General features: G+C 56.3%; 14 protein-coding genes and 1 pseudogene. 14 read left to right on the top strand and 1 reads right to left on the bottom strand.

Annotated features, from left to right (window positions below):
• Window positions 1-38: 38 nt before the first annotated feature.
• From CKROP_RS04920 to CKROP_RS11805, 4 genes and pseudogenes are all read left to right on the top strand, one after another.
• Window positions 39-1100, top strand: coding sequence for a M24 family metallopeptidase (locus CKROP_RS04920; protein ID WP_012731638.1), 1062 nt, complete (start codon window positions 39-41; stop codon window positions 1098-1100).
• 148 nt (window positions 1101-1248) lie between these two features.
• Complete coding sequence (gene efp, locus CKROP_RS04915) at window positions 1249-1812, top strand: elongation factor P (RefSeq protein ID WP_012731637.1); 564 nt, start codon at window positions 1249-1251, stop codon at window positions 1810-1812.
• A gap of 56 nt (window positions 1813-1868) precedes the next feature.
• A pseudogene (gene nusB / locus CKROP_RS04910) lies at window positions 1869-2375 on the top strand (transcription antitermination factor NusB); the annotation flags it as partial.
• 112 nt (window positions 2376-2487) lie between these two features.
• Window positions 2488-2616 (top strand): hypothetical protein, encoded by a 129-nt coding sequence (locus CKROP_RS11805; protein ID WP_272867020.1) that lies wholly within the window; start codon window positions 2488-2490, stop codon window positions 2614-2616.
• A 518-nt stretch (window positions 2617-3134) separates the two neighbouring features.
• On the opposite strand, the gene CKROP_RS11690 is transcribed toward CKROP_RS11805, so the two are convergent.
• Window positions 3135-4310: a phosphatase PAP2 family protein gene (locus CKROP_RS11690; protein WP_237698446.1), complete on the bottom strand. Its 1176-nt coding sequence runs from the start codon at window positions 4308-4310 to the stop codon at window positions 3135-3137.
• A 417-nt stretch (window positions 4311-4727) separates the two neighbouring features.
• Between CKROP_RS11690 and pyrR the strand changes: the two genes are divergently transcribed.
• The 10 genes from pyrR (at window position 4728) to coaBC (ending at window position 16349) form a co-directional block, all read left to right on the top strand.
• The gene (gene pyrR / locus CKROP_RS04900) at window positions 4728-5381 is read left to right on the top strand and encodes a bifunctional pyr operon transcriptional regulator/uracil phosphoribosyltransferase PyrR (RefSeq protein WP_012731634.1); all 654 of its coding nucleotides are present in this window, start codon (window positions 4728-4730) and stop codon (window positions 5379-5381) included.
• Complete coding sequence (locus CKROP_RS04895) at window positions 5378-6334, top strand: aspartate carbamoyltransferase catalytic subunit (protein ID WP_012731633.1); 957 nt, start codon at window positions 5378-5380, stop codon at window positions 6332-6334. The genes pyrR and CKROP_RS04895 overlap by 4 nt, the downstream gene beginning before the upstream one ends.
• A 1-nt stretch (window position 6335) precedes the next feature.
• Complete coding sequence (locus CKROP_RS04890) at window positions 6336-7700, top strand: dihydroorotase (RefSeq protein WP_012731632.1); 1365 nt, start codon at window positions 6336-6338, stop codon at window positions 7698-7700.
• On the top strand, window positions 7700-8947 hold the full coding sequence (gene carA / locus CKROP_RS04885) for a glutamine-hydrolyzing carbamoyl-phosphate synthase small subunit (RefSeq protein ID WP_012731631.1): 1248 nt from the start codon (window positions 7700-7702) through the stop codon (window positions 8945-8947). Before CKROP_RS04890 ends, carA begins: the two co-directional genes overlap by 1 nt.
• Window positions 8948-12421: a carbamoyl-phosphate synthase large subunit gene (carB, locus tag CKROP_RS04880; protein WP_012731630.1), complete on the top strand. Its 3474-nt coding sequence runs from the start codon at window positions 8948-8950 to the stop codon at window positions 12419-12421.
• Window positions 12422-12475: 54 nt separating this feature from the next.
• The gene (gene pyrF, locus CKROP_RS04875; protein ID WP_012731629.1) at window positions 12476-13504 is read left to right on the top strand and encodes an orotidine-5'-phosphate decarboxylase; all 1029 of its coding nucleotides are present in this window, start codon (window positions 12476-12478) and stop codon (window positions 13502-13504) included.
• A 205-nt stretch (window positions 13505-13709) separates the two neighbouring features.
• Window positions 13710-14036: an integration host factor, actinobacterial type gene (gene mihF / locus CKROP_RS04870; RefSeq protein ID WP_012731628.1), complete on the top strand. Its 327-nt coding sequence runs from the start codon at window positions 13710-13712 to the stop codon at window positions 14034-14036.
• A 3-nt stretch (window positions 14037-14039) separates the two neighbouring features.
• The gene (gene gmk / locus CKROP_RS04865) at window positions 14040-14615 is read left to right on the top strand and encodes a guanylate kinase (RefSeq protein ID WP_041628826.1); all 576 of its coding nucleotides are present in this window, start codon (window positions 14040-14042) and stop codon (window positions 14613-14615) included.
• Window positions 14612-14899, top strand: coding sequence for a DNA-directed RNA polymerase subunit omega (rpoZ, locus tag CKROP_RS04860; protein ID WP_012731626.1), 288 nt, complete (start codon window positions 14612-14614; stop codon window positions 14897-14899). The genes gmk and rpoZ overlap by 4 nt, the downstream gene beginning before the upstream one ends.
• A 151-nt stretch (window positions 14900-15050) precedes the next feature.
• Window positions 15051-16349 carry a bifunctional phosphopantothenoylcysteine decarboxylase/phosphopantothenate--cysteine ligase CoaBC gene (gene coaBC, locus CKROP_RS04855; protein ID WP_041628825.1) on the top strand — a complete coding sequence of 433 codons (1299 nt, stop codon included), beginning with the start codon at window positions 15051-15053 and terminating at the stop codon, window positions 16347-16349.
• Window positions 16350-16411 lie beyond the last annotated feature (62 nt).

Here is a 16411-nt window from a genome sequence, read left to right as displayed (position 1 = left end):
ACTCTGTTAATACTTCACTACTCAAGAGGAATTAATTGATGGATCGTGAAAAACTTTATGCTCATCGTCGAGATGCGGCGCGAGAGTTGCTTAATAAGGCCGATGTACCTGCTCTTTTAGTTACCAATTTAAAAAATGTTCGTTATCTGACGGGGTTTAGTGGATCAAACGCAGCACTCCTGCTGACCGCTGATGGCAAGGAACTCCTCGGTACCGATGGTCGATACACCACCCAGGTTGCCGACGAAGCCCCCGGCATTGAAGTTCTCATCGAACGGCACACAGTTCCTGCTGTTCGGAAAACATTCGATGGGAAAATCGGCGTTGAAACCAGTCTCAGCCTTGGTGAAGCACAGCGTTTAGGCGAGTACACGGTCACTCAAGACCTCATTGAGGATCTGAGAATGACCAAAGACGAATCCGAAATTGCCGCTCTTGACGCTGCAGCTGCCGTGGCCGATAAGGCCTGGTTGTCGCTCCTTGAGGATGAAGTCATCCGCGAGGGTGTTCCCGAAAACATCGTGGCTGCCGAACTCGAGTACCGCATGAGGAAATTCGGCGCAGACGGAATCTCCTTCGAGACGATTGTGGCGTCGGGAGTTAATGGTGCAAAACCGCACCACAGCGCAAGTACTGATCCGATCCCGAAGGGCCTCATCACCATTGACTTTGGTGTGTACCTCAACGGGTATGCTTCGGATCAAACTCGATTGGTGTCGGTCGGGGAGCCCCCGGAGAAGCAGCGCGAGATTGCGGACACTGTCTACCGTGCTTTCCTTGCCGGTTGCGAGGCATTACGGCCAGGCGCAGGGCTATTCGCTATCGATAAGGTGTGCCGAGACATTATCGACGACGCAGGCTATGGCGAATACTTCGTTCACTCGACTGGTCATGGAGTGGGGCTCGACGTCCATGAGAGGCCATACTCTGCGTCACGTACCGATAAATCAAAGACCATCGACGTCGGTCAAACTCTGACCATCGAACCCGGGATTTACGTGCCCGGTCTCTCGGGAGCGCGAATCGAAAACACGTTGGTCGTGACAGAGGACGGTTCGCGCCCACTCAATACCAGCAGTCCGGCGCTGACGGTCGTCTAGTAGGGTAGACCCTGTACGAGGTCTTCGTCACGGTAGTGGAATCGGCTTAAGCCACCGCGGATTGTCGATATCCACTCACGAAGTGCCAAGGTTATGTGAAATCGATATCTCAGGATCATGGTGTGTCCTGAAGGATGAGGAGTTTTCAGTGGCAACTACTGCCGATTTCAAAAATGGGCTAGTTCTGAAACTTGACAACAAACTTCAGCAGATTGTGGAGTTTCAGCACGTCAAGCCGGGTAAAGGGCCAGCGTTCGTCCGTACCAAGCTCAAGGACGTTGTATCCGGGAAAGTCGTCGATAAGACTTTCAATGCTGGTGTCAAAGTTGAGACCGCGACGGTAGACCGCCGTGATATGACGTACCTCTACAACGATGGCACTGATTACGTGGTCATGGACGATAAGAACTACGAGCAGATTCCTCTTTCGCCGGAGCTGATGGGTGACGGTGCTCGGTTCTTGTTGGAAAACATGCCTGTCCAGGTCTCTTTCTATGAGGATCAACCGCTGTTCGTCGAGTTGCCGGTCTCCGTTGAACTGAAGGTCAAGCACACCGATCCCGGTTTGCAGGGTGACCGTTCGACAGGTGGCACGAAGCCAGCAACCCTTGAGACTGGAGCAGAGGTGCAGGTTCCTCTCTTCATTGAGACCGGCAATGTCCTGAAAATCGATACGCGTGATGGCTCCTACCTTTCACGCGTGAATAACTAAGGAACATGGACGTGGCAGACGACAACGTTGGAGCGTCCTCATCTGCGGGCACGCCCATACAGAATGAGACGGGTGACCATCCCCAGCAGGGTGGCCAGCCTTCCGCCGAGAAGCGAACAAAGTCCACTCGTAGTGGATTCAAGCGGCATGGGTCAAGGTATAAAGCCCGACGTCGCGCCGTCGATATTTTGTTCGAGGCGGAATTTAGAGATCAAGATCCTGTGTATGTCGTCGAGCAGCGACGAGAACTGTCTCAGGATTCGGAATCTGGTGTCTTACCCGTGTCCGATTACACGGCGACGATCGTGTCGGGCGTCGCAGAGAACTTGGATGGCATAGATTCCGCGATTGCCTCTCACTTGTCCTCGACGTGGCGTTTGGACCGTATCCCTGCTGTTGACCGAGCTGTCATGAGGGTGTCGACGTGGGAGTTGCTTCACAATGAGGAAGTGCCTCCGAAGGTCGCGGTTTCTGAAGGGATCGAGTTGGCTTCCGAGTATTCAACGGATGTTGCCCCGGCGTATGTCAATGCGGTTTTGGATGATATCGCTGGAGAAGTGCAGCGTTCGCAGTCGAATGACGAATCATGACATTCGGCGCGCGGTAGGGAAGTCTCTGCGCCTCAAATGGTCATAGTCGAATAGCTCCGTCGGTACTCACCGGCGGAGTTTTTCTATGCCTTTTTCTTATGGTGGGGTGCTCCGCTACCACGATGCGTCGGGCGTAATTAAGTCACGACGACAAGTGAGCGGCATGGTCGATACCGGCCCTACAGCCGCCCTAACCAACCCCAAAATGGGGTAATTTTCGCGCCATAATTTCAGTTAAGGGACCTGAGGGACATTTCTACGATTAGCAATGTAACAAACGAGTTACAGATTGATAACAGCTAAGAGCTGGAGTTTTAGTATGGCTGAAATAGAGATAACTTATCGGTGTGCAATCGGTGCCAGATTAATCTGATAACAGACAGAAAGGTCTATTGAAAGACATTGTAAAACTGGATGTAGAAAACGACTGCCGTTCGTATAACCTAGTCATGCCGACGGAGCCACAGCCAGTCAGCGTTTACCCACTATTCCGGGCCATGCTCATCAAGGGGGCCAAAGGAGCGGTAGACGTGGTGTCACCATTGTGGATCCCGGCCCCACAGCGCGTCGCGCCGCAGGAGGGGCTCTATCTGGGTCGATAGAGAAATGCGGATCGTGACAGACGCTTCGGGTCGGAGGGGGCGGATGACACCCCGGCTGTGGCTCCGTTTGCACTCACGCGAGGGCAAAATAAAAAAGCCCCGCGAGGGGGCTTAGATAGAGCTTCGAGCACTAGCTCAGCGATTCGGCTAGTTCGCGGTTCGGATTCAATGCGCCACGTTTCCACGGGAGCCGGCTACTCAGATTGTTTCGGGTCCACCACTTTTCGAGGGCGACGCCGACAAGGGGAACAACGATCGCGATGCCCCAACCCAGCAAAATGTCAAACACATAATGCTCAGCAAAAAAGACCAGGGTAAAGCCCATCGCGAAGGCGTAGATAAGACACACAACACCAAGTTTTTTACGCCGTCGAGCAAACATGTACGTCGCCAAGTACATGGTGAGCGCAGCATGTAGGGATGGGATAGCCGCCACAAGGTTCGATTCCTTTTGGCCACGTTCGATCAGCGCACCAATCCCTGAAGACTCGTCTGAGGTCGAGGACTGTGAGTCACCCTCCGACGTATCCGCTGCGACCGTCTTGGTCTCACCCTCGCTCGGGCTTTCTTCAGCATGGGCCACGGCCGCCGAGAAACTGAGGTGATTAAGCTTCTCCCACCCGCGAGCACTCAAGCGCTCAACCCACGGGTGAGTGTCATCGTGATTCGCGTGAACAGGGCCGAGGATGGAGCCCTCACCAGCATGATCGTCGACGAACATGCAACGGACGCTACGTGGCCCGTCGGCAACATCCGCGGGTGCGCACCGCCCAGCAGCCCAGGGGGGTGCGGCAGGAACGAACACATAGCCGATAAGACCAATGAACGACACCGTCAACATACCAGCAGCGAAACGCGCGAAATCGGCGCGCGACCGAAGCCATTCGCCGAAGGCCATGATATATGGCGTCACAAAGTAAGAAATGTAGACAATGGCCAAAATGAGTTCCCACCACGGCGGTTCCTCGAAGCGAATCTGCTCCTGCAACCAGACCGTGGGGACGACTCCGAACATCGCCTTATCGATATCCGGGGCTAAGTGCCAATGGACGGGCAGCCCAAGCTGCAAAGACCATGTTCTCGTGTTGTCATAAGCAACAAGAAACAGGAAGAACGGGCTCCAATCAACGATTAATTGATAGAGGTGGCGGCGCCCAATCGACAATGCAGCAAGCCCGCTAGTCAACACAATGAACAGCGTTGACCTGCCAAAAGGCCATCCTCGAAAGGTGATCCACATTATGAGTCCAAGTACCCACACAGAGACAGCAAGGCGACGGGTGATCGTGAGCTGTTTCGTCGACATGTACCTGAACGGTGGGAGGATGGGGCGAAACTCTTTCGGACTCTGTTTCGCTGACCGAGAAGATTGAGATAGCTCAGCTTCGTGTGTGGGCTCCACAGATGGAACGCTGGTGGGACGTTCTCCTTCTGCCATAGTCCTGACATCCTTACTCTTCAAAAGGTGACAATGCTGAGCAGAGTCGACCGACAAAAGATAACGTGTTGAGGATACTCGGCTTCACTCGATGTAATCCAGAAACACTGTTCATATGCGTCAAAGCACGTGAACCGATACACACAGGTACACACAAATGAGGGCTGAGAAAGCCTGCAATCGTCTCATGGCCGTGGTAGAGTGCTGAGCGGTATCAACAATTTCACATCATTAGGAGTGACATCCTTTAACGGACTGCACCGAGAGGCAGGGAAGGAGGTCACGATGAATACAGCACGTACGTCTACGCCGACTACCGACGCGATAGAGACAGAAATTCTCTCATCCGACGACGTCGGCCGTACTGTTGCACGCATCGCGCACCAGATAATCGAAAAAACAGCACTGGATGCCGACGACGCCAAGCGCGTCGTCCTTTTGGGAATTCCCAGTGGGGGCGTTCCCTTAGCCGAGCGATTAGCTCACCTCATTCACGAATTCGCGGGAATCACAGTAGCCACGGGGGCATTGGACATCACCCTCTACCGCGATGATCTTCGTCATAAACCTCACCGGGCTCTCCAACGCACATCAATTCCCGACGACGGAATCGACGGAAAGACCGTCATCCTTGTCGACGATGTTCTGTACTCCGGTCGAAGCGTGCGATCAGCGCTAGATGCGCTACGTGATATCGGTCGTGCCAGCATCGTCCAGCTTGCTGTCGTGGTGGACCGAGGCCATCGCGAACTGCCTATCCGCGCGGACTACGTCGGGAAAAATATTCCGACATCCCATTCAGAAGACGTTATCGTCTCCCTCGAAGAACTCGACGGCCATGACGGTGTTGTCCTGCGCCGGCCAGCTAATAGTGGTTCATCGTCGTCGGCGGACGAAACCGCGGGGGAGAGCTCCACTCATGAAGGGAGCAACTCATGAAGCACCTTCTCTCGATGGCGGATCTCTCTGCCGATGAAATCACTGGCCTCTTAGACGAAGCGCAGAACTTTAAGGAAGCCCTCGAAGGACGCGAACTCAAGAAGCTGCCCACCCTCCGAGGCCGCACAATCTTCACCGTGTTCTACGAAAACTCCACCCGCACACGATCCAGCTTTGAAACAGCAGGAAAGTGGATGAGCGCCGACGTCATCAACATCAGTGCATCGTCCTCAAGCGTGAAAAAGGGGGAGTCCCTCCAAGACACCGGTTTAACTCTCACAGCGATTGGCGCCGACGCTCTCATCATTCGCCATCCCAGCTCCGGAGCGGCGCAACAATTAGCCCACTGGGTGGCTCCCAACGGGGACGGACCCAGCGTCATCAACGCTGGTGATGGTGCCCATCAACACCCGACACAGGCACTGTTGGACGCGCTTACTCTTCGGCAACGCCTCGGCGGAATCAACGGGCGAAAAATCGTGATCGTGGGGGATATCCTCCACTCGCGCGTCGCGCGCTCTAATGCCGAGTTATTGACAAAACTGGGGGCGGAAGTCGTCTATGTCGCCCCGCCGACGCTGCTCCCGTATGGGGTAGAGACGTGGCCGGTCCGGATTTCCTATGACATGGATTCCGAGCTTGCCGACGCCGATGCCATCATGATGCTGCGCGTTCAAGCCGAACGCATGGCCGGAGGGTTCTTCCCCAGCCACCGCGAATACGCCACGTTATACGGAATGAGCACTGCGCGTGAGGCCAAGATGAAAGATAAGGCCATCATCATGCACCCGGGGCCCATGCTTCGTGGCATGGAGATTAATTATTCCGTAGCGGATGCCCCCCGAACTGCGGTTTTGCAACAGGTTAACAACGGTGTCCACGTCCGCATGGCGGTTCTGTTCTCGCTCATCATCGGTACCCACGGACAATCTCACACAACGAAGGAGTCATAAATTGAGTGCTCAGTCGTGGCCGGAAACCGGCACACAGGCACCACCTGCACGCGGTTCGATCCTTCTCACAGGAGTGCGCCCGTATGGTGAAGGCGACCCCACGTCGGTTCTGATTACCGACGGCGTTATCGCGGAAATTGGCCCGACAATTGACGCACCTGAGGGCGCTCGAGTCTTGAACCTGTCTGGTCAGGTGTTGTTGCCAGGATTCATTGACATCCACGTCCATTTGCGCGAACCAGGCCGTGAAGACACAGAAACGTTGTTAACCGGCTCCCAAGCTGCAGCGCGTGGCGGTTTCACCGCGGTCTTCACCATGCCGAATACCAAACCGGTGATGGACGACCCATCCATCGTCGAATCGGTGTGGTACAAGGGCCAAAATATCGGCCTCTGCGATGTTCATCCCGTCGGAGCCATCACGAAACAACGTGAAGGGAAAGAGCTTGCTGAACTCGGCATGATGCGGGATTCAGAAGCTAAAGTTCGGATGTTCTCCGACGACGGAACATGCGTGAATGATCCCGAGGTGATGCGTCGAGCTGTGGAATATGCCAAGGGGCTCGACGTTTTACTCGCCCAGCATTGTGAGGACGCACGGTTAACCCAGGGCGCTGTTGCCCACGAGGGAACGATCGCTGCCGAGCTCGGTCTTCGGGGATGGCCACGCGTTGCCGAAGAATCAATTGTCGCTCGCGATTCCATCATGACCAGGGACTATGGCGGCCGCGTCCATATTTGTCACGCGTCCACCGAAGGCACGGTCTCCTTGGTGAAATGGGCCAAAGAACAGGGACTTCCTGTCACCGCTGAGGTCACGCCCCATCACCTTATCCTTACTGATGAACGCCTCCGCACCTATGACGGTGTCAACAAAGTTAACCCGCCCCTTCGCGAAGAGCGGGATGTTCTCGCGCTGCGTGATGCGCTGCGTGACCGCATCATCGATTGTGTCGCCACCGACCACGCCCCGCACGGATCCGAAGAGAAATGCTGTGAGTTCGACCATGCCCGTCCGGGAATGCTGGGGCTGGAAACATCACTGAGCATCATCTCCCAGCTCTTTGTCGAAACGGGACTGGAAGATTGGCGTTTTGTCGCCACGGTGATGTCCGAACGCCCAGCGGAGATCGTCCGGCTTCCGGAGCAGGGCCGTCCTATCGCGGTTGGCGAGCCAGCCAACCTGACCGCCATTGATCCCGATCACCGGTGGGTAGCCAGCGGGAAGGACCTCGCTTCCAAAGCCGATAACACTCCGTACGAGGGTATGGAATTCCGCGCCAAAGTCACCACCACGATTCTCCGTGGGCACATCACCTGCCTAGACGGTGAAGCCTCCCAGCCCTTGGACAGAAAGGTTCACTAGTGAGTACATCGCCCACATCGCTACACACGACCGACTCTCCTTCCTCGAATACCGACGTACAGTCGGGGAGTCTTCCCGCCGTTCTCGTTCTCGCTGATGGACGCGTTTTCCGCGGGATATCCTTCGGGGCCACAGGCCGTGCCCTCGGCGAGGCCGTCTTCACCACGGGCATGACCGGCTACCAGGAGACGATGACGGATCCGTCCTATCGTCGTCAGTTAGTGTGCGCGACCGCACCACAAATTGGAAACACCGGGTGGAATGACGAAGACGATGAGTCGCGTGGATCCACTATCTGGGTATCCGGTTTGATTATCCGTGACCTTTCCGCGCGCCCGTCTAACTGGCGGAGCAAGCGTTCCCTCCAGGATGAAATGGCGTCACAGGGAATAATCGGCATTAAGAACGTCGACACCCGTGCATTGGTTCGCCATCTGCGCGACAAGGGATCAGTCAACGCTGGGATCTTTACTGGGGATGAGGCCGCGAAACCCGTCGACGAGCTCCTATCCATTGTTAACGAGATTCCGTCCATGGCAGGCCAGGATCTTGCCGAAGAAGTGAGCACTGACGAGCCTTATATCGTTGAGCCTGAGGGAACGTCGTCGCAGTCGGATACTCTGACTGTTGTCGCCTATGACATGGGAATTAAGACCAATACGCCGCGAAATTTCGCGCGACGCGGCATTAAGACAGTCGTTGTCCCGGCGAATACCTCATTCGACGACATCCAGAAGTACAACCCTGACGGGGTGTTTATTTCGAACGGTCCGGGGGATCCGTCGACGGCGGACACCATGGTCGACATCGTCCGCCAGGTTCTTTCGGCAAAAATTCCGTTCTTCGGAATTTGTTTCGGGAACCAGATCTTTGGCCGAGCATTAGGTTTAGGTACCTACAAACTCAAATTCGGTCACCGCGGAATTAACGTCCCCGTTGTCGACGTCGCCACGGGGCGCGTCTCCATCACCGCCCAAAACCACGGATTCGCCTTGCTTCCTCCGCATGTTGATGACGCGTCGGAAACACTCAGTACCGAAGAGCTGACAGCCAGCTTCGACACCCCCTTCGGACCGGCCCACGTCACCCACATTTGCCCGAACGACAACGTGGTGGAAGGCGTCGCTCTCGACGATGGGCGGGCCTTCTCTGTGCAATACCACCCAGAGGCGGCTGCGGGTCCCCATGATGCGAATCCGCTTTTCGATCAGTTCGTGACCGTTATGCAAGAAGGAAAGGCCAAGTAAATGCCACGCCGTACAAACCTTAACCACGTGCTGGTCATCGGGTCTGGCCCTATTGTCATCGGCCAAGCATGTGAATTTGACTACTCCGGAACTCAGGCATGTCGAGTCCTCGAACAAGAAGGACTCCGCGTCACCTTAATTAACTCCAATCCGGCGACCATCATGACCGACCCTGAGTTCGCGGACCATACCTATATTGAACCGATCGATCCCGAATACATCGAGAAGATCTTCGAGAAAGAAGCTGCCGAAGGACACCCCATAGATGCCGTGCTCGCCACACTGGGTGGACAGACAGCTCTCAATGCCGCCATTCAGCTTGACCGTCGGGGGATCCTCGCCAAACACCACGTGGAACTGATTGGTGCTGATATTGAGGCTATTGAGAGGGGAGAGGACCGGCAAAAGTTTAAGGACATCGTCGAAAAAATTGGTGGCGAGTCAGCTCGGTCGCGGGTGTGCCACAACATGGAGGAAGTTCACGAAACCGTCGCTGAGCTCGGCCTTCCTGTTGTTGTTCGCCCCTCGTTCACTATGGGGGGCCTGGGATCTGGCCTTGCCTACACGTACGACGACATCGACCGCATTGCCGGCGGCGGGTTAGCAGCCTCACCGGAAGCAAATGTGCTCATCGAAGAATCCATTCTGGGGTGGAAAGAGTATGAGCTTGAGCTCATGCGGGACGGCAACGATAACGTCGTCATCGTCTGTTCAATCGAAAACGTGGATGCGGTGGGCGTCCATACTGGTGACTCCGTCACCGTTGCGCCTGCGCTTACCCTGACCGACCGTGAATTTCAGGTCATGCGTGACCAGGCCATCGCAATTCTGCGCGAGGTAGGCGTCGATACAGGCGGTTGTAATATCCAGTTCGCGGTGAACCCTGATAATGGTCGCATCGTCACCATCGAGATGAATCCACGCGTGTCGCGTTCATCAGCATTGGCATCGAAGGCAACCGGTTTCCCCATCGCGAAAATCGCGGCCAAGCTGGCAATTGGATACACCTTAGATGAAATCCGCAATGACATCACCGGTGTGACCCCAGCGGCATTCGAGCCGACGCTGGACTACGTCGTCGTCAAGGCTCCTCGCTTTGCGTTCGAAAAATTCCCGGGTTCCGACGACACCCTGACCACGTCCATGAAGTCGGTGGGCGAAGCAATGGCATTGGGGCGCAATTATATTGCAGGCCTGAACAAGGTTCTCCGTTCCCTGGAGAACAAAGAAAGCGGCTTCTGGACATACCCCGACGAACACTTTGCTGGCGAATCGGCTAAGGACAAAGCGGCTGTCGTCGATATGCTCCGCGTGCCCAAAGAAGGACGCTTGTACCTCGTTGAACTTGCTCTTCGGCTGGGCGCCAACGTCGATGAGGTCCACGAAGCGTCCGGCATTGACCCCTGGTTTATTGCGGAAATCGAGCAACTGGTGGCTTTCCGTAAGGAGCTAGAGGCGGCGCCGGTGCTCACCGAAGTCCTGTTGCGTCGAGCGAAGTACCTTGGGCTGTCCGACGCACAAATTGCCAGTGTGAGGCCCGAACTCGCCGGAGAAAATGGTGTGCGGACACTGCGGTGGTCCCTCGGTATCCGCCCGGTATTCAAAACGGTGGATACGTGTGCGGCGGAGTTTGAGGCAAAAACTCCCTACCACTACAGCGCGTATGAACTTGATCCGGCCGCTGAAAGTGAAGTGACTCCGCAGCGAGAGAAAGAAAAGATCCTCATTCTCGGCTCTGGCCCCAACCGTATTGGCCAGGGGATTGAGTTCGACTATTCGTGTGTTCACGCGGCATTGGAGCTCTCACGCATCGGTTATGAGACGGTCATGGTTAACTGCAACCCAGAGACGGTCTCTACCGACTATGACACGGCTGACCGCCTCTACTTTGAGCCATTGACCTTTGAAGATGTCATGGAGGTCTACCACGCCGAATCAGAGTCGGGAAATGTGGCAGGCGTCATCTGCCAGTTGGGCGGACAGACACCGCTAGGCCTGGCTGAGCAGCTCAAAGAGGCCGGCGTTCCGGTGATCGGAACAACTCCCGAGGCCATTAACCTGGCGGAAGACCGCGGTGAGTTCGGAGGGGTTCTCGAACGGTCTGGACTCCCGGCACCGGCCTATGGGACGGCGAAGAACCTCGAGGAAGCTCAGGCGGTAGCGTCGTCAATTGGCTATCCAGTGCTGGTCCGGCCTTCCTACGTGTTGGGCGGCCGTGGCATGGAAATTGTCTATGATGACGACTCTCTCGCCGACTACATTTCCCGGGCGACCGAGATCACCCACGATCATCCCGTCCTCGTTGACCGGTTCTTGGACAATGCCATTGAAATCGATGTCGACGCTTTGTGCGATGGTGAAGAGGTTTATCTCGCTGGCGTCATGGAGCACATTGAGGAAGCCGGTATTCACTCAGGCGACTCCGCCTGCGCTATTCCTCCCATGACTTTGGGCACAGAGGATATCGACACTGTTCGACGGTCCACGGCGTCGCTGGCTCGTGAAATCGGTGTACGTGGACTCATGAACGTCCAGTTCGCCCTGAAAGATGACACTCTCTACGTCATCGAAGCGAATCCGCGAGCCTCGCGAACAGTGCCTTTCGTGTCCAAAGCGACGGGTGTTCCGTTGGCGAAAGCCGCCGCTCGCATATCCGTCGGCGCCACGCTCCAGGAGCTGCGCATGGAAGGAATGATCCCCACCGACCACGACGGCGGTTCGCTCCCTCTCGACGCGCCGATTGCCGTCAAGGAAGCGGTGTTGCCGTTCCGTAGGTTCCGTCGGCAGGATGGTTCACTGTTGGATTCGCTCCTGTCCCCAGAGATGAAGTCGACCGGTGAAGTCATGGGGCTTGACCGCGCGTTCGGTGCGGCCTATGCCAAGTCACAGGCTGGGGCTTATGGACGCCTCCCCGTATCGGGGACGGTGTTTGTGTCGGTCGCCAACCACGACAAACGGACCATGGTGTTCCCGATCCAACGTTTAGCCACGCTGGGATTTTCTCTGCTGGCGACGGAAGGCACCGCGGGGATGCTCCGGCGCAATGGAATCCCGTGCGAAGTCGTCGCGAAGCAATCGCAAGTCCATGAAGATAACCCCAGCGTCGATCACGTTGAGGTGGGGACCGTTCATCGGGATAAGGACGGCCGCCGGTCCATCGTCGACCTTATTTTGGACGAACAGGTTGATCTCATCATCAATACACCAGCTGGAAGTTCTGGCGCTCGTCACGATGGTTACGAGATCCGTGCGGCAGCTTTGAACGCTGAGATCCCCTGCATTACGACGGTCCAGGCAGCGGTCGCAGCAGTCCAGGCGATCGAATCCATCCATGGCATCTCTGAGACGGCTCCGACGGGGCACCAGAGCGATGGACAAGGAAACCCGCAGCGAGGCCAGGACGGTGCTGACCAAGATGATCGCAGGCCAAACACATCGCTGATGGTGGCAGCAATCCAGGATCTTCATGCATGAGCTGGCCAATCCGTTAGTGAAGCTCGTGAGAAAGGCTCGTGAGAGAAGGTAAGTATGTGTGATCCACAGCCGTCGACGTCGTCTTCGGCGGGCGATTCAGCATCGGCAGGTCAAGAGCCGTCTGTGCCGACGCATGTCTCACGTGGGCATGCGTCATTTGGTGATCGCCTTGCCGCAACCGCTCTGAATCGTTCGCGGTTATGTGTCGGCATCGATCCCCATCCGGGTCTCCTTGACCAGTGGGGGCTTCCCGCCACAGTTGATGGGCTCGAGAGCTTCACCATGCGATGCGTCGAGGCCTTCGGCACGACAGTCGCTTTGGTTAAGCCGCAAGTAGCCTTCTTCGAATCGTACGGTTCGCGAGGTTTCGCAGTCTTGGAGAAGGCCATCGCTGCTCTCCACGAGGCGGGGACACTTGTTCTTGCCGACGCAAAACGCGGCGATATTGGTTCGACGATGGCGGCCTACGCCGATGCCTGGCTTGGGGAGACCTCGCCGCTGCGATGCGACGCCGTGACCGTCAGCCCCTACACCGGTTTTGGCGCACTCGAGCCTGTGCTGGACCTTGCAGAGCGTCAAGGACAGGGTGTGTACGTCTTGGCGGCAACGTCGAATCCAGAGGCTGAGACCTTGCAATCGGCGCGGATTAAGCGCTCTCGTGGCCCACAGCGCCGGGACGAGCGTCGTCGGAACGATTCGCATAATGCCGACCACGGCGACAGCGTCGCCCAACACATCGTCGACGAATGTGCTACGCGTAATCAGCTGTACCGTCGGAAAACCGGTAGCCGATTCGGAAACATCGGTGTCGTAGTGGGGGCTACCTTAGGGCTACCCACACAGGGATCAGACGCAGTGCGCAAGGCTCCGGATCTGTCTGCCCTCAACGGCCCTGTCCTTCTTCCTGGGGTAGGGGCTCAAGGGGCGAGTGCGGATGATGTCCGCCGCCTCACGACACACGTCGAACCCCTAGCTTTCCCCAATATATCGAGGGCAATATTGAAACATGGCCCAGATATAGGTAGCTTGCAGAAGGCTGTAGAGGCGAATGCCCAGGACTACCCCGGTATGGTGTTAGAATGACTCGCGTTGTCTCAACCAGGGGCAGACTTAACTTTGACCTGGTCAGCGTCTATAGTCTTTGGTGCTGTTTGCCAGGCTCACTATTTGCGAAGTTGGTCGGGTGCTTCAACGAACCTGGAGACAATTACGCGGTCACCTTGTGACCCGCACCGAAACCCGAACATCAGTAAGTGAAGTATTCATCGATTGACATTACGGAGGAACCGTGGCCCTTCCCCAGTTAACGCCCGAACAGCGTGCTGCTGCACTCGAGAAAGCTGCTCAAGCTCGCAAGGCACGTGCCGAGCTCAAAGAAAAGCTCAAGAAAGGTGAGACCGACCTTCAGGCAGTGTTGAAGAAGGCCGACGAGGATGAAATCCTGGGCAAGATGAAGGTCTCGGCTTTGCTCGAGGCGTTGCCGAAGGTGGGTAAGGTTAAGGCTCAGGAAATCATGAAAGAGCTGGAAATCGCCCCGACACGTCGTTTGCGTGGCCTAGGTGAGCGTCAGCGTCGTGCTCTGCTTGAGCGCTTTGGCTTCGACCCGGAGAAATAAACCTTGACAACAAATCGTGGCAATCTTGTGGTTCTCGCGGGACCCAGCGCAGTAGGAAAGTCCACAGTGGTTCATCGTCTGCGTGAAACGGTGCCCGATTTGTATTTCAGCGTGTCTATGACGACACGGGCCCCCCGCCCCGGCGAGGAAAATGGCGTGGATTATTTGTACGTCTCCGACGACGAATTCACTCGCCATGTTGAAGCCGGGGATATGTTGGAGTGGGCTGAAATCCATGGTGGTCTTCAGCGTTCTGGCACACCGGCTGGCCCCGTTCGTGACGCTCTTGACAGTAACCGTCCAGTCCTCATCGAGGTAGACCTAGAGGGTGCTCGGAATGTGAAGAAAGCTCTTCCGGAGGCTCACACCGTTTTCCTCATGCCACCTTCGTGGGAGGTTCTCGTCGAGCGTTTGACAGGTCGGGGCACTGAACCGCCGGATGTTATTGAACGTCGCCTCGAGACTGCCCATAGAGAGCTGGCCGCCAAGGATGAGTTCGACCACATCGTGGTTAATGACTCCGTGGACAACGCTGTTCGCGCTATTGCCGCACTACTCACGGCCGAAAGGACATCGTGACTACACCTAATTTGGCTTCTGTCAATGACGACAATGTATTTGACCCGCCGGTAGGTATTACCAACCCGCCGATTGACGAGCTACTGGGCAAGGTGTCGTCAAAGTACGCCCTTGTCATCTTTGCTGCTAAGCGAGCTCGCCAGATCAATGATTACTTCAAGAGCGTCGATGACTCGGTCTTTGAGTTCGTTGGCCCACTTGTCACCCCCGAGCCTGGTGAGAAGCCGCTCTCGATCGCTTTGCGTGAGATTAACGACGGCCTGCTCGACCACACTGAGGGCTAAGAGTTCTACGGTGAGGGCCAGCGGGGTACATGTGACGGGTAGCCAATTCCTGCACGTGTTTCCGCTCGTACTCATCTCATCATCGACCTAGCATTCCGCTGTATCGCGCCACCCACGGTGTGATCAGCGGTTTTTGCATAGCGACAGCTGAATTGAGGAAGCAGTGAAGATCGTTCTCGGTGTTTCAGGTGGAATTGCCGCGTTTAAATCCTGTCACGTCGTCCGACTACTTAAAGAGCAAGGCCACGACGTTCAGGTTATTCCGACAGCAACTTCGCTGGAGTTTATCGGGCGTGCAACGTGGGAGGCACTCTCTGGGAATTCTGTCTCGACATCTGTTTTCGACGGCGTTCCCGAGGTCCGGCACGTCAGTATTGGGCACACCGCGGAGTTATTCATTGTTGCTCCGGCAACGGCTGATGTGATCGCTCGCTTAGCTCATGGCCGGGCCGACGACCTCCTCACAGCCTCGGCATTAATGGCGAGGTGCCCCGTCGTTGTTTTCCCCACGATGCACACCGAGATGTGGACTCATCCGGCGACGCAGGCCAACGTCGCCACCCTTCGCCAGAGGGGCGTCACCATTGTCGATCCTGCCCATGGGCGTTTAACCGGACCCGATTCTGGGCCGGGCCGCTTTGCTGAGCCTGAGCAGGTGGTCAACTTGGCGTTGTCCGTAGCCCGGCGGCAAAGTCAGTTTCCTCGCGATTTAGAAGGACGTCGGGTACTCATCACCGCTGGAGGGACGCACGAGAATTTAGACCCCGTGCGCTTCGTCGGCAATCGGTCGTCGGGGAAACAGGGGTTTGCTCTTGCGGAGGTTGCCGCAGCTCGTGGTGCCGAGGTGACTGTGATAGCAGGGGCTACGCACGAGCTTCCCACTCCGCTTGGTTCTGAGGTTGTTCGCGTGGAATCGGCCCGCGATATGTACCGGGAAGTCGAGAAGCGCGACGAGGACGCGGATATTGTCGTGTGCGCTGCAGCTGTTGCGGATTACCGCCCAGCCGAAGAAAAGGGGTGGAAGATGAAGAAATCCGCGAGCGCGGAGTCGACTTCACTCACGACGTTGTCGATGGTGGAGAACCCGGACATTCTCAAGAGCGTTGTATCTCGTCGGCAAGAGAGGACCACCGGAGACGACCACGCTGGGCCGGACAAAAGCTCGACTCCGAACAGCGCTACACCGACTATCATTGTTGGCTTCGCTGCAGAGACGGGGGACCCGAACCACACCCCGTTAGAGCACGCTCAGTTAAAGCTGAAGGATAAAGGCTGTGAATTATTGGTCTGCAATGACGTCGGCCAGGGGAAAGTGTTCGGGCGTAATACGAACCGAGGCTGGGTCTTGTCGCGAGACGGAGAGGTCACCGATATCCCGTCGACATCGAAGTTTGGCTTAGCGGATTCAATGTGGGATGCGGTTGCGAACTATGAGGACCGAGTGCGCTAAGCTACATAAGGATCTAGACAGCTTGGTCTATTGCATCGGCAGCCAGCACAGTATCCAACAAA

Origin of the sequence: Corynebacterium kroppenstedtii DSM 44385, from assembly GCF_000023145.1 — a bacterium.
GTDB lineage: Bacteria > Actinomycetota > Actinomycetes > Mycobacteriales > Mycobacteriaceae > Corynebacterium > Corynebacterium kroppenstedtii.
Note: the sequence above shows the minus strand (reverse complement) of the source record. Positions and strands in the feature narration are given on the sequence as shown.